This is a genomic window from Nocardia pseudovaccinii, from assembly GCF_050942345.1.
In the GTDB taxonomy this organism is placed as follows: domain Bacteria; phylum Actinomycetota; class Actinomycetes; order Mycobacteriales; family Mycobacteriaceae; genus Nocardia; species Nocardia pseudovaccinii.
On sequence record NZ_CP192074.1, the window covers coordinates 8,401,901 to 8,426,779 of the forward strand.

Consider the following 24,879-nt stretch of genomic DNA (forward strand, 5'->3'; position numbering starts at 1 on the left):
CCGCAATCCTTCCGAACTCGAGCCAAGCTCGAGGAATTCAGTGCTCAGGCTTCCAATTCGCTGTCGAGAATCGCGAAAAGCTCTGCTTCGTCGGCGTTTTCCACATCGTCATCGCGATGGACACCAGCGGTGTCGATTCGAGCTGCCCAACTGGTCGCAATGGACTGCAACCGAGCCACGATCCGGGCACTTTCCTCCTCGCCCCGATTTCCGGTCGCGAGGGCGGATTCCAAATCCTCGAATACCGCGTCGATCGAACGAACCGGCTTTTCGCCTGGCCCGTCGATGAGTTGTTCGCGGAGATACTCGGCCAGTGCGGCCGGTGTGGGGTAGTCGAAAACCACGGTGGCCGCCAGCGCCAGGCCGGTATCGGCTTTGACCCGGTTGCGCAACTCGACCGCACCCAAGGAATCGAATCCCAGGTCCTGGAAGGTGCTGCGGTCGGCATCGAGTGCCGACACGACGTCCCGGCCGAGCACAGCCGTCACGTGCTCACGGACGGTATCGAGCACGACCTTCCGCTGCCGATCGGCATCCAGACCGGCAAGCCGTTGCCGCAGACCGGATATCACCATCGAGGTCGCCGCCGGACGGATGGCGGCCGGTGGTAGCAGTTCCCGCAGCAGGGGTGGCAGCAGTCCGGCATCGGCCAGGGCGCGGATCGCGGTGGTATCCACCCCGGCGATCACCGCGTGGCCCGGACCCGTTTCGAGCACCGAATCCCATGCGGCCAAGGCCTGCTCGTCCGACAACGCGGTGAATCCGGCGCGCATCGTCCGGGCCGCATCGGCATCGGTCAGGTGTCCGGTCATGCCGCTGGAGCGTGCCCACGGCCCCCAGGCCAGTGACCGACCGGCCAGCCCTCGTGCTCGCCGGTGGGCCACCAGACCGTCGACGAAGGTGTTCGCCGCCGCGTAGTTGGCCTGCCCGGGGCCGCCGATCGTGCCCGACAACGACGAGAACACCACGAACGCAGCGAGATTCAGATCCGCGGTCGCCTCGTGCAGATACCAGGCGGCGTCGGCCTTCGGCGCCAGCACCGCATCCACCCGGGACGCGGTCAATGCCGCGATGACCCCGTCGTCGAGGACGCCCGCGGCATGGATCACCCCGGTCAACGGCCACGGCTCGGACACCTCGGCCACCAGGCGGCGCACCGCGCCGGGATCAGTGACATCACACGCCACCACCCGAACCCGCGCGCCCAGCTGCTCCAACTCGGCGGACAGCGCCGCGACCCCCTCGGCTTGCGGGCCACGGCGGCTGACCAGCAGCAACGACCGCACCCCGTGCTCGGTGACCACATGCCGGGCCACCACCGCACCCAAACCGCCGGTGCCGCCGGTGATCAGCACCGTCCCCGCACCGAAGGCGCGAGCATCGTCGTCCGTAACAGATGTGAGCGTTGTGGGTCGGACGAGTCGAGCGGCATGGGTGACCCCGGCGCGCACGACGACCTGGGGTTCGTCCACGGCCACAACGGTGGCCGCGAGTCGCTCGTCGACACCGGTATCCGCATCCACCAACACGATTCGGCCCGGATCCTCCGTCTGCGCGGTACGCACCAAGCCCCACACCGCGGCACCGGCGAGATCGGTGAGGTCCTCACCGGCCAGCGCGACCGCGCCGCGCGTGACGATCAGCAGGGTGCTCGCAGCGAACCGGTCCTGGCCCAGCCACGCCTGCACCACCTCGAGAATCCGTGCGACCTCGGAATGGGTAGTGGCCACGACGTCGCTGCCGGTGTGTTCGTTCCCCCCGGCCCCGGCCTCGACCACCACCACCGGGGGCACCGGCGACTCCGGATCCAAACGGTCCCACCAACCCACACCCGCATCCATCGCCGCGGACTCGGACGCGGTCGGCGACCACACCAACTCCAGCACCCGATCGGCCGGACCGCCCGCACCCGCGGCGGCCGCGGCGAGCTGCTCCAGCGGCGTCGGCCGCATCGTCACCGACCCCGACAGCACCGGTTGCCCCTGCTCGTCGGCCACCCACACCGACACCGACGATCCGGTCCTCGTCAGACGCACACGCAACACCGACGCTCCGGTCGCGTACAGCGACACCGACTCCCACGAGAACGGCAACACCGCCTGTCCGGCTCCGATCTCGAGCACACCGGCCAGCAGTCCCGCCTGCAAAGTCGCGTCCAGCAATGCCGGATGGATCCCGAATCCTTCCCCGCGCACCCCGGTCTCCGCATTCGCGGCGATCTCGGCGAATACCTCCTCGCCGCGCCGCCACAGCGCCCGCACACCTTGAAAGGCCGGACCCAGTTCGTAACCACGCGTCAGGAACTTGGTGTACGCGACATCGACACCGGTCGCCGAGGCGGGCGGCCATGCCCCGAGTTCGGGTTCGGCCGTGTCGTCCCGGGCGGTCAACAGGCCGCGCGCGTGCAGCACCCACTGTCCGTCGTGGTCGTGTTCACCGCGCGAGTAGATCGATATCGGCCGCTGCGGGGACTCGTCGGCGGGCCCGCCGACGACGACCTGGATCCGCCGACCGCCTGCCGCGGGCAGCACCAGCGGCGCCTGCAGCGTCAATTCCTCGATCACCGGGCACCCGGCTTCGGCACCGGCACGCAACGCCAGCTCAACGAACCCGGTCCCCGGCAACAACAAGACCCGGCCGATGACATGGTCGGCCAACCACGGCTGCGACAGCGGTGACAGCCGCCCGGTCAGGACGACACCACCATCCGCCATCGGCAATGTCGCATCCAACATAGGGTGTTCCACCGCACGCAAACCCACGGATTCGACACCGGCGGTGCCGAGCGAGGGTTCGAGCCAGTAGCGACGACGCTGGAAAGCGTAGGTGGGCAACGACACTCGCGAGACCGGACGAGCGGCGAAGAACCCGCTCCAGTCGACATCGACACCGACCGTATGTGCGTGTGCCAGGCAGTTGACGAACTGCTCGACCTCGGCACGCCCTCGACGTGCACCGGCAATCACCGACGACTGTGCTTCGGCATCTTCCGGCAAGCATTGCCGGGTCATCGCCGTCAGCACCGCGTCCGGACCGATTTCCAGGAATCGACGCACGCCCGAGGCCACCAAGGTGTCTACGCCCCGGGCGAACTGAACGGCCGCCCGCACCTGCTGGACCCAGTAAGCGGATTCCAGCACTTCATCGCCTGCGATCCGGCCGGAGAGATTCGATACCAGTGGAATCTGCGGGCGATGGTAGGTCACATCCCGTGCGACAGCGGCGAACTCGGCCAGCATCGGTTCCATCCGGTGGGAATGGAACGCGTGCGACACCCGCAACCGGGAGGTCTTGCGCCCGCGATCGGCAAACCACTGCTCGAGTGCCGCCACGGCGTCCTCGTCACCGGAAACCACAACGGCTGCGGGTGAATTCACCGCGGCGATGGACGCTCGGTCGTCATGGCCGACGAGAGCCGCGGATACCTCGTGCTCGCTCGCCGCGATGGCCAGCATCGCGCCGCCTTCGGGCAGCTGCCCCATGAGGCGGCCACGCGCCGCGACCAGCAGGCAAGCGTCCGGGAGCGACCACATACCGGCGATGTACGCGGCGGCCAGCTCACCGATCGAATGTCCTACCAGGACATCCGGTGTCACGCCGAACGAGTTCAGGAGTCGGCTCAGGGCGACTTCGTATGCGAACAGCGCGGGTTGGGTGAACTCGGTCCGATCCAGAACAGTGTCAGTGCTGCCATCGGCCAGCTGACCGGTGAACATCACCTGCTTCAGCGAACCGCCCAGTAGTGGATCGAACTGCTCGCACAGCTCGTCCAGCGCGGCAGCGAATACCGGAAACGCCTCGTACAGTTCACGTCCCATCCCGGCCCGCTGTGCGCCCTGTCCGGTGCACAGGAAGGCTGCCTTGCGCGTCACCGCCTGCCCCGCCGTCACGCCACCGGCGGTGCTCGCCGATCCGTGTTCCGCGAGTGCTGCCAGTCCGGCGAGCATCGTGTCGCGGTCGTCGGCGACTACTGCGGCCCGCCAGTCGAGCCGGGCGCGGGTCGTCAGCAGCGAATAGCCGATGTCTTCGACTGCCGAATCGGGGTTTTCGGTCACCCATTGCCGCAGTTTGGCCGCCTGCGCACGCAAGGCGTCCTCGGTTTTCGCCGATAGCAGCCATGGGGAGACATCGGCGGCGACCACCTTTGCAGCACGATCGGCGGTGTCGTCCGCCGGTTCGGCGGGAGCCTCCGCCAGGACGGGGGCCTCTTCCAGAATCAGGTGCGCGTTGGTTCCGCTGGCGCCGAATGAGGACACGCCCGCGCGACGCACCCGCTCGCCGATCGGCCACGGTTCTGCCTCGGTGAGCAGCCGCACCGACCCCGCCGACCAGTCCACATGCGGCGTCGGAGCATCGACATGCAGTGTCGCGGGCAGGATTTCGTGCCGCATAGCCTGCACCATCTTGATCACACCGCCGACACCGGCCGCGGCGGAGGTGTGTCCGATATTCGACTTGAGCGAGCCGATGCGCAGCGGATCTCCGGCGCGATCGCGTCCGTAGGCGGCGATCAGCGCCTGCGCCTCGATCGGGTCGCCGAGGGTGGTGCCGGTACCGTGCGCTTCGACCGCATCCACGTCGGCGGGCGTCAGACCGGCACTGGCGAGGGCCTGCGCGATCACCTTTTCCTGCGAAGGACCGTTCGGTGCGGTCAGACGACTGCTGGCGCCGTCCTGGTTGACCGCGCTGCCGCGGATGACGGCGAGGATCTGGTGGCCGTGACGGCGCGCATCCGACAACCGCTCGACCGCGAGCATGCCGAGGCCCTCGGAGAATCCGGTCCCGTTCGCCGCTGCCGCGAAGGCCTTACACCGCGCATCCGGCGAAAGCGCACGCTGCCTGCCGAAGGCGATCAGCAGCGTGGGGTCCGACATCACGGTGACCCCGCCGACCAAGGCGAGCGAGGTCTCGCCCTGACGCAACGCCTGACACGCGAGGTGCAGGGCGACCAGCGACGACGAGCAAGCCGTGTCCACCGAGAGTGCCGGACCTTTGAACCCGAAGGTGAAGGCGACCCGTCCGGACAGAACGCTGGCCGAAACACCCAGGTAGGCATGGCCTTCCGACTCTGCGGTCAGGCCCGGCGAACCCACGCGGGGGCCGTAGTCCTGGTGGATCACACCGGCGAACACTCCGGTGTCGCTGCCGCGCAGCGTCGCCGGATCGATGCAGGCGTCCTCCAATGCCTCCCACGCCGCTTCCAGGAACAGGCGCTGTTGCGGATCCATCGCCTCGGCCGCGCGCGGGCCGATTCCGAAGAATCCCGCATCGAAATCGCCTGCCGCGTCCAGGAATCCGCCTTCCCGGGTGTAGATGGTCCCCGGCATATCCGGATCGGTGTCGAACAGGCGCTCGAGGTCCCAGCCTCGGTCGGCCGGGAACGGACCGACCGCGTCGGTGCCGGAAGCGACCAGATCCCACAACTGCGCCGGAGTCTCGACACCGCCCGGATACCGACAGCTCATGCCGACGATCGCGATCGGTTCGCCCGCACGTTCTTCCAGATGCTGGATGTGCTTCTTGGCGGCGCGGAGGTCTCCGGTGAGCTTGCGCAGATACCGGCTGAGCCGTTCCTCGTTGCTGGCGGCGGGGTTGCTCATGCTGGGCCAAACTCCTCGTCGATCAGGTCGAACAGCTCACTGTCGGAACGGAACTCGAGATCGTCATAGGCACCGTCCGACGATGTGCCGGTCAGGTAGGTGCGCAGGCGCTCGTTGACGCCCCGCAATCCGGCGACGGTCTCGTCGTTGTCGCTGCCGTCGGCGATGATCCGCTCGAGCAGGGCCTCGAGCCGCGCGATGTCGTCAGGCACCGCCGATGTCGGTTGCGCGGGCGCTGCCACCGCGGTCTCCGCCAGCAGGTAGTCGGCGACATCTCCCGCGGTCGGGTAGTCGAAGACCAAGGTCGAGGGCAGCGACAGGCCCGTCACCCTCGAGAGCCGGTTCCGGAATTCGACTCCGCCTAGGGAATCGAAGCCGAGTTCGCTGAAGCCGCGATCGGGTCCGATGTCGTGGGCCGACCCGTAACCCAGCACCGCCGCCACGTGTTCGCGCACCAGATCCAGGACGACCCCACGTCGCTTCGCCTCGGCCACACCGTGCAGACGCTCCCCGAGCGACAGTTCACCACTCGATGCCGGGGCCGACCGGCCGCGTGCCCGGACGAACCCGCGCAGCACCGCCGGAATCGGACCGGTATGCGCTTCCAGGCGCAGTTTGTCGGTATCCAGCTGCAACAGCGCTGACACCGGTTCGGCCGTGGTCAGCGATTCATCGAACAACCGCAGGCCGTCGGCGCGGTCCAGCGGAGCCAGGCCCAGTCGCTCCAACCGGTTCATGGCCGTGCGATCCAACGCGCCGGTCATGCCGATGTCCTGCTGCCACGGTCCCCAGGCGAGTGCGAGTGCAGGCAGTCCCGCGGCGCGGCGTTGCATCGCGAGGGCGTCCAGGAAGCTGTTCGCGGCAGCGTAATTCGCTTGCCCGGCCGAACCGATCAGGCCGGCAATCGAGGAGAACAGCACGAACGCCGACAGATTCAGGTCCCGGGTGAGCTCGTGCAGATGCCACGCCGCATCGGCCTTGGGAGCGAACACCCGATCGACCTGGTCACCGGTGAGCGTGTGGAACGTGCCGTCGTCGAGCACGCCCGCCGTGTGGACGACACCGGTGAGCGCGTGCTCCGCGGGCAGACCGGCCAGCAGCTCCCGAAGCGCGTCGCGGTCGGTGACATCGCAGGCGGCGATCCGCACCTCGGCGCCGGATCGGGAGAGTTCCGCCGCGAGTTCCGTTGCACCGTCGGCACGCTCGCCACGTCGCGAGACCAGCAATAGTCGCCGCACACCGTGCGTGGCGACCAGGTGCCGGGCCAGCAGCGCGCCCAATCCCCCGGTCCCGCCGGTGATCAGCACGGTTCCGGACCCGAACGATACTTGCTCTGCGACACCTCCCGAGGTCAGCGCCTCCAGTCGCGGTATCAGGACGTGGTCGCCCCGCACTGCCACCTGCGGCTCCCCGGTCTCCAGCACGGCTCGGATCGAGTCGGCCGAAATATGCTGTGCACCAATGGATTCATCCGCGTCGAGCAGCACGATCCGCTCCGGATATTCGGTCTGAGCGCTACGTATCAACCCCCATACCGCGGCCGATGCGGTATCCGGCGTCTCATCGGGCAGGGCTGCCGCACGGCTGGTCAGCACGACCAGCCGCGACCGCGCGAATCGCTCGTCGGCCAACCAATCTCGCACCGTGCGCAAGGCGGCATCGACCCGATTGCGCGCGGACGACTGCGAATCACCGTGCAGCGCAGCGGCTTCGGACCACACCACGACGTCCGGAACGATCGAAGCCGAAGCGAGCGTGGTCAGATCCGGATACCGCTGGTCGATTCCGTCCACGTGCGCGGCTCCGAGCACAGCCGCGCTCCCGGCCGGGGCGTGTCCGTCGGGGATCTCCACCGTCGCCCAGCGCAACCCGTACCGTGCCGCGCGTCCGCCCGGCAGCGTGGCACGGAACTGCTGGACGTCGTAGGAGCGCATGACCGCTTCGTCGATGGTGACCACCGGAGTTCCGTCCTGGTCGACGGCCACGACGGTGATCGCCTCACCGCTGCGCTGGATGGCCATCACCCGCAACGTCCTGACCGTGGACGTGGTGTGGATCTGCGTTGCGCCCCAGCGGAACAGGAGTTTGCCCTCGGCGGGATCGCCCTTGTGGTCGGGCCAGATCAGACAGGCGATTCCCGCATGCATCACCATGTCGAACAGCGCCGGATGCAGCTGGAACCGGTCGGCCGGGAATTCCTGGCTCAGGGTGACCTCGGAGAAAACCGTGTCACCGCTGCGCCATGCGGCGTCGACGCCGATGAAGGAGGCGCCGTATTCCAGTCCGGCGGCCCGCGCCACCTGGGCCGGAATCCAGTCGGTATCGACCGGTTCGGCGTCGACCGGCGGCCACGGCGCGTTTCGCAGCATGTCCATCAGTCCGATGTCGATCAGCTGGCGACCGCTCAGCACGCCACTGGCGTTGCGCGTCCACTCGCTGTCGGTCCTATCGCCGGTGAGGCGGTAGTGGAACGTGAACGATCTACGTCCCGTGGCATCCGGTTCGCGCACCAGTACCTGGAGTTCGACCTCGCCGTCCGCCTGCGGGAGGATCGGCGTCTCGAGGATGAGCTCCTCCACGGCGCCGCATCCGATCCGCGGACCCGCGACCAGCAGCATCTCCATGAGCGCGGCACTCGGGACGAGCACCACGCCGTAGGTGGTGTGGTCGGCGATCCAGGGATGGGTGCGCAGCGAGAGCCGCCCCGTGAACAGCCACTCGTCGCGGTCGGCCACTCGCACCACATCGGTGAGCAGCGGGTGTTCCGCGGTCGCGTTCCGGGACTCACCCGGGCCGGGTTCGAGCCAGTACCGCCGATGCTCGAAGGCGTAGGTGGGCAGGGCAATTCGTGATACCTGGCGGGTGGCGAACAACGGATTCCAGTCGACGGCCAGCCCGGCGGTGTGCGCGTGGCCGAGCATGGTCAGGAACTGCTCGGCCTCGTCGTGATCGCGACGGGCCGCCACGGCGACCACCGATCGAGCCTCGACCTCCGCGGGCAGCGTGTGCCGCGTCATCGCCGCCAGCACGGCGTCGGGGCCGACTTCGAGGAACCGGCGCACGCCCGACGCCACCAGCGTCTCGACTCCGGGCGCGAAACGCACCGCGGCGCGCACCTGTGACACCCAGTACCCCGGATCCAGGATCTCATCTCCCGCGATCCGGCCGGAGATGTTCGACACCAACGGAATTCGCGGGGCGTTGAAGGTCACTCCCGCCGCGAGGGTCTCGAACTCCGCCAGCATCGGGTCCATCCGATGGGAATGGAACGCGTGCGACACCCGCAGTCGGCTCGTCTTGCGGCCGCGCTCGGTGAACAGCCGGTCGATCTCGTCGATGACCTCCTCGTCACCCGAGATCACCACGGCCGCAGGCGCATTCACCGCCGCCACCGAAACCCGATCACCGAATCCGGCGATCGCCGTGCCGATTTCGGTCTCGGACGCGGCGACCGCGAGCATCGCGCCGCCCGAGGGCAGCGCATCCATCAGCCGCCCTCGTGCCGCGACCAGCTCGCAGGCGTCTTCCAGTGACCAAACACCGGCCACATACGCCGCGGCCAGTTCACCGATCGAGTGCCCGATCACCATGTCCGGGACGAGCCCGAACGACTCCAGCAGCCGATACAGCGCCACTTCGAACGCGAACAGCGCGGGCTGGGTGAGTCGGGTGCGATCCAGAATCCCGGTCTCCGCTGACCCTTTCGAGCGACCTGACAAGCAGTCGCTGGCTGACCCTTTCGAGCGACCTGACAAGCAGTCGCTAGCGGTGACGCCCTGATCGTCGATCAGGTGTCCGGTGAACATCGCTTGCTTCAGGGAACATCCGAGCAGCCGATCGAACCGGGCGCACACCTCGTCCAGCGCCGCGGCGAATACCGGGAAGGCCTCGGAGAGACCCGCGCCCATACCGACCCGCTGCGCACCCTGACCGGTGAACAGGAAGGCGGTCTTCCCCGAGCCCGCGGTGCCGGAAACCACTCCGGCCGAGGTGGATCCGGCGACCAGCTTCGCCAGCCGCGCGAGCAGTTCGTCGCGCTCGGAACCGAGGATCGCCGCTCGCCACTCGTGCCGCGCACGTGTCGTGGCGAGCGAATAGGCCACATCCGCCGGATCGGCGTCGGGGTGATCGATAAGCCACTGCTGCAGTTTCGCCGCCTGTGCCCGCAGGGCGTTCGCACTCTTGGCCGAAACCAGCCATGGCACCGCCGTGTGCGGGCGCTCGGTGGCCGGTGGCGAGACGACAGGCTGCGCGGCGGGCGCTTCCTCGAGGATCAGGTGGGCGTTGGTGCCACTGACGCCGAACGAGGACACACCTGCCCGGCGAACCGTTCCCCCCGCGCGCCACGGTTCCGGCCCGGTCAGCAGGCGCACCGCGCCCGCGGACCAATCCACGTGCGGGGACGGCGCTTCCGCGTGCAAGGTCGGGGGCAGGGTTTCGTGTCGCAGCGCCTGCACCATCTTGATCACGCCACCGACACCGGCCGCCGCGACGGTGTGACCGATATTCGATTTGATCGATCCGATGCGCAGCGGCTCCCGATCGCCGCGATCCTGCCCGTATGCGGCGATCAACGCGTTGGCTTCGATGGGGTCCCCCAGCGGAGTGCCGGTCCCGTGCGCTTCCACGGCATCCACGTCGGCGGGTGTGAGCCCGGCATTCGCGAGGGCCTGCGCGATCACTCGCTCCTGCGACGGACCGTTCGGCGCGGTCAGGCCATTGCTCGCACCGTCCTGGTTCACCGCACTGCCCCGGATGACGGCCAGGACATCATGGCCCAGCCGCTGCGCGTCCGACAGCCGCTCCAGGATCAGTACGCCCACGCCCTCGGCGAAGGCCACACCGTCGGCCGCGGCGGAGAACGCCTTGCATCGGCCATCCGGCGACAGGCCGCGTTGCCGCGCGAAATCCACGGAGAGATAAGGGGTTGCGGCCACGGTGACGCCACCGGCCACGGCCAGCGATGTTTCGCCCTGACGCAGGGCCTGACACGCCAGATGCATGGCCACCAGTGAGGACGAGCATGCGGTATCGATCGTGACCGCCGGTCCCTCGAGGCCGAACACGTAGGCCACGCGGCCGGAGACGACACTGTGGGTGGTGCCGGTCAGCCGGAATCCTTCCAGGTCGCCGGTCACGCGATCGACATATCCGGAGGCGCACGCACCCGCGAACACACCGGTATCGCTGCCGCGCAATGTGTTCGGGTCGATTCCGGATTCCTCCAGTGCCTCCCACGATGCTTCCAGCAGCAACCGCTGCTGCGGATCCATGGCCAGGGCTTCGCGTGGGCTGATTCCGAAGAATCCGGCGTCGAAATCGCCTGCGTCGTCCAGGAATCCGCCGCCGCGGCTGTAGACCGTGCCGGGCTTGTCCGGGTCCTGGTCGATCAGCCGCTCCAGATCCCAGCCACGATCGTTCGGGAATTCGGTGGTGGCATCGGTCCCCGACCGCACCAGATCCCACAACTGCTCCGGGGTTCGGACGCCGCCGGGGAATCGGCAGCTCATGCCGACGATCGCGATCGGCTCGTCCACGCGGACGCGGCGCGATACCCGTGCGGTCCTTGGACCGGATGCTGTTCCCTCGATCTTGGCGTGCAAGAGGGTGGCGACCGCCGCGGCGGTGGGGTGGTCGAAGACCAGAGTGGACGGCAGCTGGACACCGGTCGCCTTCGACAGCCGGTTGCGGAATTCGACGCCGCCGAGCGAGTCGAATCCCAGTGCGTCGAATCGCTCGTCGGGGCTGATGTCGTCGGCGGAACCGTGTCCGAGCACGGCCGCCGCATGCTCCCGGACCAGGTCGAGCACCACCTCGGCGCGTCGGCCCTCCGGTACCCGGCTCAGTCGTGTGCCCAGCGAACTCGACGCGGCCGCGGTCCGGTCCGTGGTGCGGGGCAGGAAACCGCGGAACACGGTCGGCACCGCACCGTTGCGTGCTTCGCGCCGCAGCTGCGCCGGGTCGAACCCGATCGCCGCCAGGTGCGCGGCGGCGCGGCCGGTGGCCGCATCGAACAGCCGGAGACCTTCGTCGTTCCGGAGTGGGTGCAGGCCGAGCCGTTCCCAGCGGGCGACGGCGCTGCGGTCCAAGGCGCCGGTCATCCCCGCGGCGGAATTCCAGGGCCCCCACGCCAGCGAAATCGCGGACAGCCCTTCGGCTCGGCGACGGTGCGCCAGCGCGTCGAGGAATGCGTTGGCCGCCGCGTAGTTGCCCTGTCCCGCCGATCCGACCGTTGCCGCGACAGAGGAGAACAGCACGAAGGCCGACAGGTCACGGTCGCGAGTGAGCTCGTGCAGGTGCCGAGCGGCGGTGGCCTTCGAGTCGAACACGCGCCGCAGTTGCTCGGCGGTCAGGCCCGCGAGGGTGCCGTCGTCGAGGACTCCCGCCGCATGGACGACGCCGGTCAGTGGATGGTCGGGCTCGATCGAATCCAGCAGCGAACGCAGGGCTGCTCGATCGCCTACGTCGCAGGCCGCCACCCTGACAGCAGCGCCTGCTTCCGACAGCTCGGAAACCAGTTCCGTTGCACCATCGGCAGTTTCGCCACGCCTGGACACCAGCAGCAAACGGTGGACGCCGTATGCGGCGACCAGATGCCGAGCCACGAGTGCGCCGAGGCCACCGGTGCCGCCGGTGATCAGTACGGTGCCTGCGCCGAACGACGTGCCGGGCTCGGCATCGTGCTCGGCTCGTGCTTTCGCCAGTCTCGGCACGAGCAGTGCGCCGTCGCGCACCGCGGCCTGCGGTTCGTCTGCCGCGATCACCGCGCCGACCAGCGTCGGGTGATCCATGGCCGCGGCGGCCGACGAGTCGGCGTCGAGGAGGATGAACCGGCCCGGATATTCGGATTGGGCGCTGCGCATCAGGCCCCAGACGGCTGCCGCGGCGAGATTCGGAGCCGCGCCCGGCAGCGCGGCACCGTTCGCCGTCACCACGACCAGCCGAGTGTCGGCCAGACGATCTTCGGCCAGCCAGGCCTGTACCGTCGCCAAGACCGTTTCCAGATGGCCGCGAACGACCGCCGAATCCTCGGCCGCATCGATGACCTCCGGATGCCACCACACGACATCCGGAATCACTTGTGCCGCAACGATTTCTGATGGAGTCGGGTAGCAGGTTTCGATTCCGTCGACCGGTACCGAACCGAGTACGGCCATCCGGTCCGCGGACAGACTCGATGACGCCGCCGGTGCCTGCGTCCACTGGATCTCGTAGAGGTCGGCGTCATCCCCGGCCAGTGTGGCGCGCATCTGTTTCACGTCGTAGGGCCGCATGACGACCGCGTCGACGGAGATCACGGGCCGTCCCGAATCGTCAACGGTCGCAACGGAGATCGTCTCCGGGCCGCTCGCGACCGCGATGACCCGCAGCGTCGTCGCCTTGACCAGCGGCTGATGCAGTCGCGCCCCGCCCCAGCGGAACAGCAACCGGCCGGTGTTCGGATCGCTGTCCTGATCGTGCCAGACGAGCCCGGCCAACCCGGCGTGCATCACCAGGTCGAGCAGAGCGGGATGCAGATCGAACCGCTCCGGTCCGGATGCGGCGGCCGTATCCAAGGTGATCTCGGAGAAGACGGTTCCGCCCCGCTGCCATGCGGCGTCGACACCGATGAACGCCGGACCGTATTCGAGTCCGGATCCCTTGGCGATCCGCTCGGGAATCCATGAGGTGTCGAGGATTTCGGCGTCGGCAGGCGGCCACGATTCGTCGCGCAGCCGGTCCAGCAGAGCGTCATTGCCGTCCCAGGAGGGGGCAAGTACGCCGCTGGCGTTGCGCACCCACTCACCCGCGCGGCGGCCTGTCTTACGGAAGTAGAAGTTGAACGGCCGTCGCCCGGTCGCGTCGGGCTCCTGTACCGACACCTGGAGCTCGACCTCGTCGTCCTCTGTCGGAAGTATCGGAGCCTCCAGGGTCAGCTCCTCGACGACGCCGCAATCGATTCTGCTGCCCGCGACGAGCAGGAACTCGACCAGGGTCGCACTCGGCAGCACCGCGGTGCCGTAGGTCATATGGTCGGCGACCCACGGGTCGGTCGACAGCGAGAACCGGCCGGTGAAAACGAACTCGTCCTTACCGGCAACCGGCACCACACCGGTGAGCAACGGGTGGCCGATGGGGTCGCCGGTGGCATCGGGACGCGGCGGCAACCAGAATCGCTGATGCTGGAAGGCGTAGGTGGGCAGGGGAATTCGTAGTGCCGCCGGGCGACGGAACAGTGGCGTCCAATCCACGCCCACACCGGACGTGTGAGCATGCGCCAGCATCGTCAGGAATTGCCGGGGCTCATCGTGATCCCGGCGTGCGGCCGCGGCAACCACCGATTCCACACCCTCCGGGAGGGTCTGCCGGGTCATCGCCGCCAGCACCGCGTCGGGCCCGACTTCCAGGAATCGGCGTACGCCCGAGGAGATCAATGTCTCGATACCCGGCGCGAAACGCACCGCGGCCCGCACTTGCCCAACCCAGTAGCCGGGTTCCATGACCTCGTCCCCAGCCAGCTGGCCGGACACGTTCGACACCACCGGTAGGCGCAGTCGGTGGTACGTCAAGTCCATTGCGACAGACTCGAATTCGGCCAGCATCGGCTCCATCCGATGCGAGTGGAAGGCGTGACTCACCCGCAGCCGCGACGTCTTGCTGCCGCGCTCGGCGAACAGCGCCCCGATCTCGGCGACCGCGTCCTCGTCGCCCGAAATCACCAGGGCCTCAGGCGCGTTCACCGCAGCGATGGACACTCGATCGGGGTATCGCGCGAGGACCTCGTGCACATCGGTTTCGGACGCCCCGATGGCCAGCATCGCACCGCCCTCGGGCAACGCACCCATGAGACGGCCGCGCGCCGCCACCAACCGGCACGCATCCTCGAGCGACCACAGGCCCGCGAGATACGCGGCCGCGACTTCTCCGATCGAATGGCCGATCAACACGTCCGGGGTGACGCCGTAGGATTCCAGCAAGCGATACAGCGCCACCTCGAAGGCGAACAGCGCGGGCTGGGTGAACTCGGTCCGATCCAGAACCTCGGCACCGGTACCGCCGAACATGATGTCTTCGAGCGAGCACTCCAGCAGCGGATCGAACTGGGCGCACACCGAATCCAACGCGTCCGCGAATACCGGGAACGCCTCGTACAACCCGGCGCCCATACCGATCCGCTGTGCACCCTGACCGGTGAACAAGAATGCCGTCGTCCCCGAACCGGTGGCACCCGTGATGACACCGGCGCCGGTCCCCGATTCGGCGAGGTTCGCAAGCCGCTCGAGCAATTCGTCCCGATCGCCACCGAGAACCACACCGCGCGAATCCAGCTGCGCCCGCGACGTCGCGAGCGAATACGCCGCATCCGCGACGTCGATCTCCGGTCGCTCCGCCAACCAGGTACGCAGCCGGGCGGCCTGCGCGCGCAGACCTGCCTCGCCCTTGCCCGACACCAGCAGCGCGGTGACCGGCACGTTCGACTGCCGATCCGCGTCGTCTTCGATGTCGCCCTCGGCAGCCGCGACCGGTACGGGCGGTGCTTCTTCGAGGATCACATGCGCGTTGGTGCCGCTGATCCCGAATGACGACACACCCGCCCGGCGCATTCGATCGCCCGCGGTCCACGGTTCGGCGTCGGTCAACAGACGCACCGCGCCCGCGGCCCAATCCACGTGCGGCGTCGGCGTTTCGGCGTGCAGCGTCCTCGGCAGCCGCTCATGCCGCATCGCCTGCACCATCTTGATCACACCGGCCACACCGGCCGCGGCGACCGCGTGGCCGATATTCGATTTCAAGGACCCGATCCGCAACGGTTCCCGATCGCCGCGATCCTGTCCGTAGGCGGCGATCAACGCCTGTGCTTCGATCGGATCACCGAGAGTCGTGCCGGTCCCGTGTGCCTCCACCGCGTCCACGTCGACCGCCGAGATCCCCGCATTGGCGAGGGCCTGCACGATCACCCGCTCCTGCGACGGACCGTTCGGTGCGGTCAGGCCGTTGCTCGCGCCGTCCTGGTTCACCGCACTACCGCGAACGACGGCCAGGATGTTGTGACCGAGCCGCTGCGCATCCGAAAGTCGTTCGAGCACAAGCACACCCGACCCCTCCGACCACGCGACGCCGTCGGCGGCGGCCGAGAACGCCTTGCAGCGACCGTCCGGTGACAGGCCGCGCTGGCGGGAGAAGTCCACATACAGAGTCGGGCTGGCCGCGACGGTCACACCGCCTGCCAGCACCAGCGAGCTGTCGCCCTGGCGCAGTGCCTGGCATGCCAGATGCAACGCCACCAGCGACGACGAGCACGCCGTGTCCACCGTCACCGCCGGACCTTCCAGGCCGAACGCGTACGCGACGCGACCCGAGATGACGCTGTGCGACGTGCCGGTCAGCCGGAAACCCTCCAGGTCACCGGTCACTCGCCGCGAGTAACCCGACAAGCAGGCACCGGCGAAGACACCGGTGTCGCTGCCTCGCAACGACACCGGGTCGATGCCCGCGTCCTCCAGGGCCTCCCAGGCTGTTTCGAGCAACAGCCGCTGCTGCGGATCCATCGCCAATGCTTCGCGCGGGCTGATACCGAAGAAGCCAGGGTCGAAATCGCCTGCACCACTGAGGAATCCGCCGTGACGGGTGTATACCTTGCCCGGTTTGTCGGGGTCCGGGTCGAACAGCCGGTCCAGGTCCCAGCCGCGGTCGGCGGGGAATTCGCCGATCGCGTCCCGGCCCGCGGCCACCAGCTCCCACAGGTCCTCGGCGGATCGCACACCGCCCGGGAATCGGGCACCTATGCCGACGATCGCGATCGGTTCGTCCGGCGTCCCGCGCCGCGATACCCGCCGCTGCCCGCGGTCGGTGCCCGTGACCTGCGCCCGTAGCAGCGCCGCGATCGCACCCGCGGTCGGATGGTCGAAGATGAGTGTCTTCGGCAGCGGCACACCGGTGGCCCGTATCAGTCGGTTCCGCAGCTCCACCCCGCTGACGGAGTCGAAGCCGAACTCGGTGAACGGCAGATCGGGGTGGATCGATCGGGCCGACTCGTGGCCGAGCACGGCAGCGGCGTGCGCGCGGACAATGTCGAGAACCACTGTGTCGCGCTGATATTCGGGGGTGGCCAGCAGCGTGCGCGCCAGCGGGCTGTCGTCCCGCGCTCCGCCTTGCTCATCGCCGTCGGGAAGTCGCCCCTCGGAAATGTGCTCCTCAGTTGCCGCATCGACATCGGTTGTCGCACCGGTGAAGCCACCGGAAGTGACCGGTACACCGGCCCAGAAGTTGCGCCGCTGGAACGCGTACGGCGGCAGTTCGACCCGCGCGCCACCGGGGACCAATACCCGCGGATCCACCTGCACGCCAGCGCAATAGGCCTGTGCCAGCGACGCTGTGAACCGTTCCGGCCCGCCCGCACCGCGCCGCAACGATCCGACAACGGATACGCCCTCGGCCGCACCGGCCGCCTCGGCGGTTACGCCGATGCCCATCGTGAGCACCGGATGCGGACTCGACTCGACGAACGCGTTGATGCCGCCCGCGATCAGCGCCGTCACGGCATCGGCGAATCGAACCGGTTCCCGCAGCGACCGATACCAGTAATCGGCGTCCAGTTTCGCCGTATCCAACCGTTCGGCCGATACCGTGGAAAAGAACGGTACCGAACCGGATCGCGGGCTGATCGGCTCCAGTTCCTCGAGCAACCGATCGCGTAGCCGCTCGACCGCCTTCGAATGTGACGCGTAATCAACCGGAATCCGGCGGGCCCACACACCGTCGCGGGCGCAGGCGGCGAGAAACTCCGCCATCGCCGGAACATCACCGGCTATGACGCTTTGTGCCGGGCCGTTCACCGCCGCCAGCGACAGCCGGTCCCCATACGCCGACAAACGTTCCCGTACCGCATCCGCGCCGAGTCCGATCGAGGCCATACCGCCCTGTCCGGCCAGCTCATCGGCGACTGCCCGGGACCGGAGAGCGACCACACGCGCCGCATCGGACAGCGACAGTCCACCAGCGATGTAGGCGGCGGCGATCTCGCCCTGGGAATGGCCGATCACCACGTCCGGCTCCACACCGGCCGCGCGCCACATCCGGGCCAGCGAGACCATCACCGCGAACAGCACCGGCTGCACCACGTCCACACGATCCAGCGGGGGCGCGTCTGCGTCGCGACGCAGCACCGCCGTCAGCGACCAGTCCACGTACGACGCAAGTGCCGCTTCACATTCCGCGATCGACTCCGCGAACGCCCCACCCGAATCCAGCAGGCCAAGCGCCATGCCCTCCCACTGGCTGCCCTGTCCCGGGAAGACGAACGCGACCCGCCGCCGCTCGGCCCGCTCGGTTGCCGGGTCGATCGCCACGGCGGGCGCGGTCGGGTCGGCCAGGGCCGCCAAACCAGCCAGCAGCTCCGCTCGATCCCGCCCGACGACGCTGCCGCGCCACCGCATCTGGGCTCGGGTGGCCAACAGCGAGTACGCCACGTCGGCCGCATCCTGCTCCGAATGGCGGAGCAGCCACTCCCGCAGCCTGGCTGCCTGCGCCCGCACACCTTCCGCGCTGCGGGCCGATACCACCCACGGCACCGCACCGTCCGCGCCATCTGCCGTGGACGCGGCGGACCCGACGGCGGGCGCCTGCTCCACGATCACATGCGCATTGGAGCCTCCCATGCCGAACGAGGACACACCTGCCCTGCGCACGGTGGCCAGGGGCCAGTTCTCGGCGCCCGTCACCACGCGTAAACCCAAGTCCGCGAGCGGAATTCGTGGATTCGGCGTCTCGAAGTTCAGGCTGGCCACCAGTTCTCGGCGGCTCAGACAGAGCACGGTCTTGATGAGACCCGCGATACCCGAGGCACCTTCCAGATGCCCGATATTCGTCTTGACCGATCCGACGGCCAGTGGCGCATCCCGCTCTCCATGCACACCGTAGGTTTCGCCGAGCGCGGCGGCCTCCACCGGATCACCGGCGGGTGTTCCGGTGCCGTGCAATTCGACGTATTGCACCGACGGCGCCTCGATGCCTGCCGCGGTCAGCGCGGAGTGGATCGCCGCCGCCTGCGCATCCCGGCTCGGGGCCGTCAGCACGCGGCGTTCGTTGCCGGTGTTGACCGCACTGCCGCGGATGACGGCATGGATCCGGTCGCCGTCCGCGACCGCCTGCGCCAGTGGTTTCAGCACCACCATGCCGCCACCCTCGCCACGCACGAACCCGTCGGCCCGCGCATCGAAGGTGTAGCAGGCGCCGAGCGCCGACTGCGCGCCGAATTGCTCGATACGCGCACCGCTGGTGGGCGACAGAATCAGGTTCAGGCCGCCGGCCAGGGCCACATCGCTCTCACCGCTGCGCAGGCTCTCGCAGGCCAGATGCACCGCGACCAGCGAGGATGCCTGGGCGCTGTCGACCAGGATGCTCGGGCCGCTGAAGCCGAAGTAGTTCGAGATGCGGTTCGCGATGATGCCGCGGCCGACACCCCACAGTGAGTGGCGGCTGACACCTGGGCCACCCTGGGAGGCCAGGATTTCGGCGAAATCGGTTCCGGTGCTGCCGAGGAACACACCGCACCGGCGGGCCTCGCGCGCCGTGGCGGCCAAGCCCGCGTCCTCGAGCGCCTCCCAGCTCAATTCCAGTGCCAGCAACTGTTGCGGATCGATTGCGCGCGCCTCATTGGGCGAGACCCCGAAGAAGTCCGCGTCGAATTCCCCTACGGTGTCGACGAATCCCGCCCGCTCGGTGATGCTCTCCCGCCCCGGGGGAGCCGTGCCGATCGCGGCGCGCCCCTCTCTGAGCAGCTGCCAGAAACTGTCGAGATCGGCCGCGCCCGGCATTCTGCAGGACATGCCGACGATAGCGACCTCGAACGCCGATCCGGTCACCTCTGAACATCCTTCCCAAGGCAGGTTGGGGACCCGCCGTAAAGCCTCTGACGAGTGTGTTTGTTGTCTACGGCAAAGGAATCAGGCGATTCCTGATACGGACATAACGGATTCCGACGCGGTCGAGGATCAGCGAAGAGCCCTGAATGATGCGGAGCGTCTTCCGCAAGCGACCTGGGGCTCCGAGGAGATGGCTCAGGCTAAGCCCAGACTGGACACGGTGCACCACCGGACTCAGTAGGGCAAATAATCAGCAAACGATGCTGACGATCGAAGCGCTACGTGGGTACGCCAGAATGCCTAGGCGCGCACAAGAGGGGGTGGTGCCCGAAACATCTGCCGCGAGATGCGTACACAGCACCTACGCGACAGCGATATGGATCAGCACGATGATCCTTCGAATTTTCGAACAGTAGAACGCGATTCATCGTACTGAACAGTAATTTGACGATCTTGACCTTGTCAACCGGCCAGTAGCTTCCCGATGGTTACCGCGACCGAGGACGAGCAACGGGCTCGAGGCGGTGATCACCAGACGGCTCCGGCGTGGTTGTGCGGTGTAAAGCATTGGTCTCCTCAGGGCATCGCTACACCAGGAATAGCAGACCTCGTCCGAGTGAACTTTCCAAATATGGGAAGGCGATCCGGTCCGCGTTCTGATCGTTTGCTGCGACCGGGACCTCCACCGACGATGCTGTTCGCCGGAGCGAAAACGAAAAATGGCCCGGAACAAAGTGTTCCGGGCCATTTCCCTAGTAGCGGGGACAGGATTTGAACCTGCGACCTCTGGGTTATGAGCCCAGCGAGCTACCGAGCTGCTCCACCCCGCGTCGGTAGAGACAACGCTACAGCATGGGTCGGCGCTTACCTAAACGGCAGGTGAGAGGGGTTAACCAGCGGGTAATCGGCGGTGGGTGCGAGCATGGGGGGTATGCCGATTGCCACTAGTGCCATTGCCCATGTGCGACTGACAGTTTGCGATATCGATCGGTCGCGGGCGTTCTACGAGAAGGTGTTCGGATGGCCGGTCGCGCTGGAGGTGCCCGCCGATGCGGATGAGGCGACGCGGGAGCGGCTCGGGTTCCTGTTCGGCGGGGTGATCTATCGGATGGAGCACGGGATGATCGGGTTGCGGCCGGTCGGCACCGACAGCTTCGACGAAGATCGGGTCGGGCTCGATCATCTCGCGTTCCCACTGAACTCGCTGGCCGAATTGGAGGCTGCCGCAGCGCATCTCGATGACTGCGGGGTCGCGCGCGAAGACATCAAGGACATCGGGTTCAGCTATATCCTCGAATTCCGGGATCCGGACAATATCGCGTTGGAACTGATCGTCCGCAAGTAGGCTAGGCCGCCTTCACCACCTTCTGCACCGCTGCGACGAAGAACTGGTCGAAGGCCGCCTGGTCGAGCGAATCATCCAGCGCGGCAACGCGAACCGCGACCGTGATGCCCCGGACCTCGGCGTAGCCCAGGTATGCGTTCTGGGTCAGCGGTTTGGCGCTGGCATCCGTCGTCGCGGTGCTGGTCGCGTGATAGGCGATCGCGTTCGCGCCATTCAGCCCCTGGGGCACAGGCTGACTCGTGACGCGCTCCGATGCGGTGACCTGATGGCCATCGTAGGTCGCTACCACCTCGACCGAACCGCAGCGCTTATTGCCGTCGGCGATCCGTTGCAGATCTCCGGTCCGCCCGGAGACGAATTCGACAAAGATCTGGCCCGACTTACCGGTCGCCGCGGAGATGGATGACTGCGCGAGCAGTTCCTTGGTCGCCGCCCCGAGATCCTGCTGCGTGGAACCGCACTCCGCCGGTGTGAAGGTGGCGTTCTGCTGGGTTGCGGTGAGATCGCCGACCGTCGACTGCAGCTGCTCCGGCGGCAGATCGAGTTTCTTTGTGCCCGCGGGGAATTCCTCCGGGGTCAGCACCAACTGCTCGCGAGGCGTGGTCGGCGCCGAGGAACTCGAGTGATCCGCCGAGTCGTCCTTGCTGCCGCAGCCCGCGACGAGTACCGCGGCCGCCACCATTGCCACTGCCCACCGTGCATTACGCAATTCGATCATGGGGTGATCATGTCAGCTGTCGCCATGAGCACCCACTTGCGGAAGGTATTTCAGAGCTCCGTGATCCGGGTGCGGTGGCGCTCCTGCAGCTCACGCGAGCGACGCAGATAGTCGAGGACGAGGCGCAGTTCCGCTGCGCTGTAGCGCGAGACCTCGCCCGCACCCTCCTCGGCGATCGGCCCGTAGATCCGCATGACCTTGGCCATCGCGGCGTCGGTAATGCGGATGACGACCTTGCGGCGGTCCCCCGGTTCCGGCTGGCGGACGACGTAGCCGAGTTTGGCGAGACGGTCCAGCATGGTGGTCACGCTGCCGCTGGTCAGGCCCAGTTCGGCGGCGAGAGCGCCAGGGGTGGATTCGCCGTGCCACAGGATTTCCAGACAGCGCAGGTCGGTGCGGTTGACGCCGAGATTGGTCGCGGCCGCCTGGTCGACGGCATCGACCGCGGCCTGTAGCGCCTGCGCCTCGCGGCCGAGCTCGGCGCGCAGTTCGGCCAGCTCCAACTTTTCTCTTGACATTCAAGCCTCTTGATCGTCAAACTACTGATGTCTTGATAATCAAGATACAGCAGAGCCAAGAGAGATTTCGGAGGCACACCATGAAGAAGGCGCTGATCATCGGGGGCGGGATCGCCGGGCCGGTCACCGCGATGGCACTGCAGCGGGCCGGACTGGAGCCGATTGTGTGCGAGGCGTACGCGGAGGCGGCAGCCGAGCAGATCGGCGCGTATCTGACGGTGGCGGTGAACGGATTGTCGGCGCTGGCGCTGTTGGACGCGCATCAGGTGGTCACCGAGATCGGGCACCCGACCGCCACACTGTCGTTCGCGACCAGCAGCGGCAAGCACATCACCGATATGCCGATCGGCGGCACACTGCCCGATGGCACCGTCACGCACAGCATCAAGCGGCGCGATATGTATCGAGCGCTGAATACCGAAGCGGTGCGACGCGGCGTGCGGTTCGAGTACAGCAAGCGGCTGATGGACGCGATATCGACCGAGAACGGCGTGCGTGCGACCTTCGCCGACGGCACCACGATGGACGCCGACGTACTGATCGGTGCCGATGGAATACGGTCTCGTACAAGGGAAATCATCGATCCGTCCGCCCCGGCGGCGCACTTCCTCGGCATCTACGGGCTCGGCGGATTCGTCACCGATCGGAGGCTGCATCGCGAACTCGGGTTGCGGCCCGGTGTGTACAGCATGATTTTCGGGAAGAAGGCATTCTTCGGCTACTTCGTCGCACCCGACGGCGAGATCTGGTGGTTCGCCAATATGCCCCGGACACAGGAACTTTCACCGGCCGAATCGGTGGACTGGCGAGCGCGACTCGTCGAAATGCTGTCGGCGGATCGCGGCCCGGCCGCCCGGATCGTCTCCGCCACAACGGATGACGTCTTCGTCCCCGCCTTCAACCAGTACGACATGCCGACGGTCACCAAGTGGCACAACGACAATATGGTCATCGTCGGCGACGCCGCCCACGCCGTGGCGTCCTCCTCCGGCCAGGGCGTATCCATGGCGGTGGAAGATGCCCTGACACTGGCGATCTGCCTGCGCGATATCCCGGATACCGCCGCGGCCCTGGCCGCCTTCGAGGACCGCCGCCGCGAGCGGGTCGAGAAGGTGGTCGCCTATGGCGCGGAGACCAGTGGGGACAAGGCGTCGAACGGACTCGCCCGCCTACTGGTCCGCATGCTCACGCCCTACTTCCTGAAGAAGGCGGCCAAAGCCGGTGTCACCCCGCTGAACTGGATGTTCGACTACCGGATCGACTGGGCCCAGCCGGTGCCACGGGCTCAGCGGGTAACCGAGAGGTCGGCGTGACGGACGGCCGCGCGCGGCGTGGGTGAAAGCGTCTTGTGCAAACTGGTGCGCATGGTCGTGGCCGAGTCGAGCAGATAGTTCTGCCGCACCTTCCACGGATGCCGGTCACCCTGACGTGGAAAGTCGCCGATCGAACGCTGAATGTAGCCCGACGCCAGATCGAGCAGCGGGCGCTCGTCGAGCTTGCCTTCCGGCTTCGGCACCACGGCCGCGTAGTCATTGCGGTCCAGGTGGTTGATGACCTTGCAGACCAACCGCGAGGTCAGGTCGGCACGCAACGTCCATGAGGCATTCGTGTAGCCGATGCAGACCGCGAAATTCGGTACACCGGTGAGCATCGCACCCTGCCAGACGAATTGTTCCGACAGGTTCACCGCCGCTCCGTCGACCTGCGGCACGATGCCGCCGAAGGCCAGCAATTGCAGCCCGGTCGCGGTGACCACGATGTCCGCCTCCAGGATTCGACCGGACTTCAGCCGAATTCCCTCGGGCACAAAGGATTCGATGTGGTCGGTGACGACCTGCGCCTTCCCCTTCTTCATCGCCCTGAAGAAATCGGCATCCGGTACGGCGCACAGCCGCTGATCCCACGGGTCGTACTTCGGCGTGAAGTGCTCGGCAACGGCCTTCTCATCCTTCAGGATTCGTGCCGTCAGCCCGGTGAGCAGTTTGCGCGCGGCCTCCGGGCGGCGACGGCAGTACTGATAGAAACCGATGCTGAACAGGATGTTCTTGGTGCGGATCACGCGGTGCGCCAACTGTGGCGGCACCAGCTCGCGGATCTTGTCGGCCTGCTTGTCGCGGCCTGGAACGGCGCTGATCCAGGTCGGCGAGCGCTGCAGCATCGTCACCGATTCGGCCTGTTCGGCCATCGCGGGCACCAGCGTGACCGCCGTCGCACCACTGCCGATGACCACGACGCGCTTGCCCGCGTAGTCGAGATCCTCGGGCCAGAACTGCGGATGCACGACCTGTCCGGCGAAGGAGTCGATGCCAGGGAAATCCGGGGAGTGGCCCTGGTCGTAGTTGTAGTACCCGGCGCAGGCGTAGAGGAAATTGCAGGTCAGTGTGCGCCGCGTGGTGCCGCCCGCAGCATCGCGCTGCTCGATGGTGAGCGTCCAGCGCGCCGATGCGGTGGACCAGTCGGCCCCGACCACCTTGGTGCCGTAGCGGATATGCCGGTCGATGCCGAATTCCGCGGCCGTCTCCTCGACGTAGCGCAGAATGGACGGACCGTCGGCGATCGACTTCGCATCCCGCCACGGCTTGAACGGATAGCCGAGGGTGAACATATCCGAATCCGAGCGAATTCCGGGATAGCGGAACAGATCCCACGTCCCACCCAGCGATTCGCGCGCCTCCAGCACGGCATAGGTTCTGCCCGGGCATTCGGTCTGCAGCCGATACGCCGCGCCGATGCCGGACAACCCGGCGCCGACGATCACGACATCGAGGTGGTCCGGAACTACGGCGGTCTCCGGCCCACCCGTCACCCGACCACCGCCCCTCATCGAATCGCTGCGCGATGCTGGCCTCATTGT

6 protein-coding genes, 1 tRNA gene and 1 pseudogene are annotated in these 24,879 nt (G+C 67.5%); 2 read left to right on the forward strand and 6 right to left on the reverse strand.

The window, feature by feature from the left end:
* Positions 1–44: 44 nt before the first annotated feature.
* The 3 genes and pseudogenes from ACQPZ2_RS37960 to ACQPZ2_RS37970 all read right to left on the reverse strand — a co-directional run.
* Positions 45–5,585 (reverse strand): annotated as a pseudogene (locus tag ACQPZ2_RS37960) (SDR family NAD(P)-dependent oxidoreductase); the annotation flags it as partial.
* Positions 5,586–5,596: 11 nt separating this feature from the next.
* The gene (locus ACQPZ2_RS37965) at positions 5,597–19,444 is read right to left on the reverse strand and encodes a type I polyketide synthase (protein WP_433522813.1); all 13,848 of its coding nucleotides are present in this window, start codon (positions 19,442–19,444) and stop codon (positions 5,597–5,599) included.
* Between the two features lie 756 nt (positions 19,445–20,200).
* Positions 20,201–20,274 (reverse strand) — tRNA-Met (locus ACQPZ2_RS37970).
* A gap of 101 nt (positions 20,275–20,375) precedes the next feature.
* On the opposite strand from ACQPZ2_RS37970, the gene ACQPZ2_RS37975 reads away from it, so the two are divergent.
* Positions 20,376–20,789 (forward strand): VOC family protein, encoded by a 414-nt coding sequence (locus tag ACQPZ2_RS37975; RefSeq protein ID WP_063044765.1) that lies wholly within the window; start codon positions 20,376–20,378, stop codon positions 20,787–20,789.
* Position 20,790: 1 nt separating this feature from the next.
* Here ACQPZ2_RS37975 and ACQPZ2_RS37980 read toward each other — a convergent pair whose 3' ends face one another.
* Positions 20,791–21,507, reverse strand: coding sequence for a hypothetical protein (locus tag ACQPZ2_RS37980; RefSeq protein ID WP_433522814.1), 717 nt, complete (start codon positions 21,505–21,507; stop codon positions 20,791–20,793).
* A 50-nt stretch (positions 21,508–21,557) separates the two neighbouring features.
* Positions 21,558–22,025 (reverse strand): MarR family winged helix-turn-helix transcriptional regulator, encoded by a 468-nt coding sequence (locus ACQPZ2_RS37985; protein ID WP_433522815.1) that lies wholly within the window; start codon positions 22,023–22,025, stop codon positions 21,558–21,560.
* Positions 22,026–22,105: 80 nt separating this feature from the next.
* Here ACQPZ2_RS37985 and ACQPZ2_RS37990 point away from each other — a divergent pair, with 80 nt between their 5' ends.
* On the forward strand, positions 22,106–23,338 hold the full coding sequence (locus ACQPZ2_RS37990) for an FAD-dependent oxidoreductase (RefSeq protein ID WP_433522816.1): 1,233 nt from the start codon (positions 22,106–22,108) through the stop codon (positions 23,336–23,338).
* Here ACQPZ2_RS37990 and ACQPZ2_RS37995 read toward each other — a convergent pair.
* On the reverse strand, positions 23,311–24,849 hold the full coding sequence (locus tag ACQPZ2_RS37995) for a flavin-containing monooxygenase (protein WP_433527630.1): 1,539 nt from the start codon (positions 24,847–24,849) through the stop codon (positions 23,311–23,313). The genes ACQPZ2_RS37990 and ACQPZ2_RS37995 overlap by 28 nt on opposite strands.
* Between the last annotated feature and the right edge of the window lie 30 nt (positions 24,850–24,879).

What these genes read in the sequence shown, in the direction of transcription:
- ACQPZ2_RS37990 (WP_433522816.1), top strand. Translation starts at nt 22,106, where the DNA reads ATGAAGAAGGCGCTGATCATCGGGGGCGGGATCGCCGGGCCGGTCACC.
- ACQPZ2_RS37980 (WP_433522814.1), bottom strand. Translation starts at nt 21,507, where the DNA reads ATGATCGAATTGCGTAATGCACGGTGGGCAGTGGCAATGGTGGCGGCC.
- ACQPZ2_RS37975 (WP_063044765.1), top strand. Translation starts at nt 20,376, where the DNA reads ATGCCGATTGCCACTAGTGCCATTGCCCATGTGCGACTGACAGTTTGC.
- ACQPZ2_RS37995 (WP_433527630.1), bottom strand. Translation starts at nt 24,849, where the DNA reads ATGAGGGGCGGTGGTCGGGTGACGGGTGGGCCGGAGACCGCCGTAGTT.
- ACQPZ2_RS37985 (WP_433522815.1), bottom strand. Translation starts at nt 22,025, where the DNA reads ATGTCAAGAGAAAAGTTGGAGCTGGCCGAACTGCGCGCCGAGCTCGGC.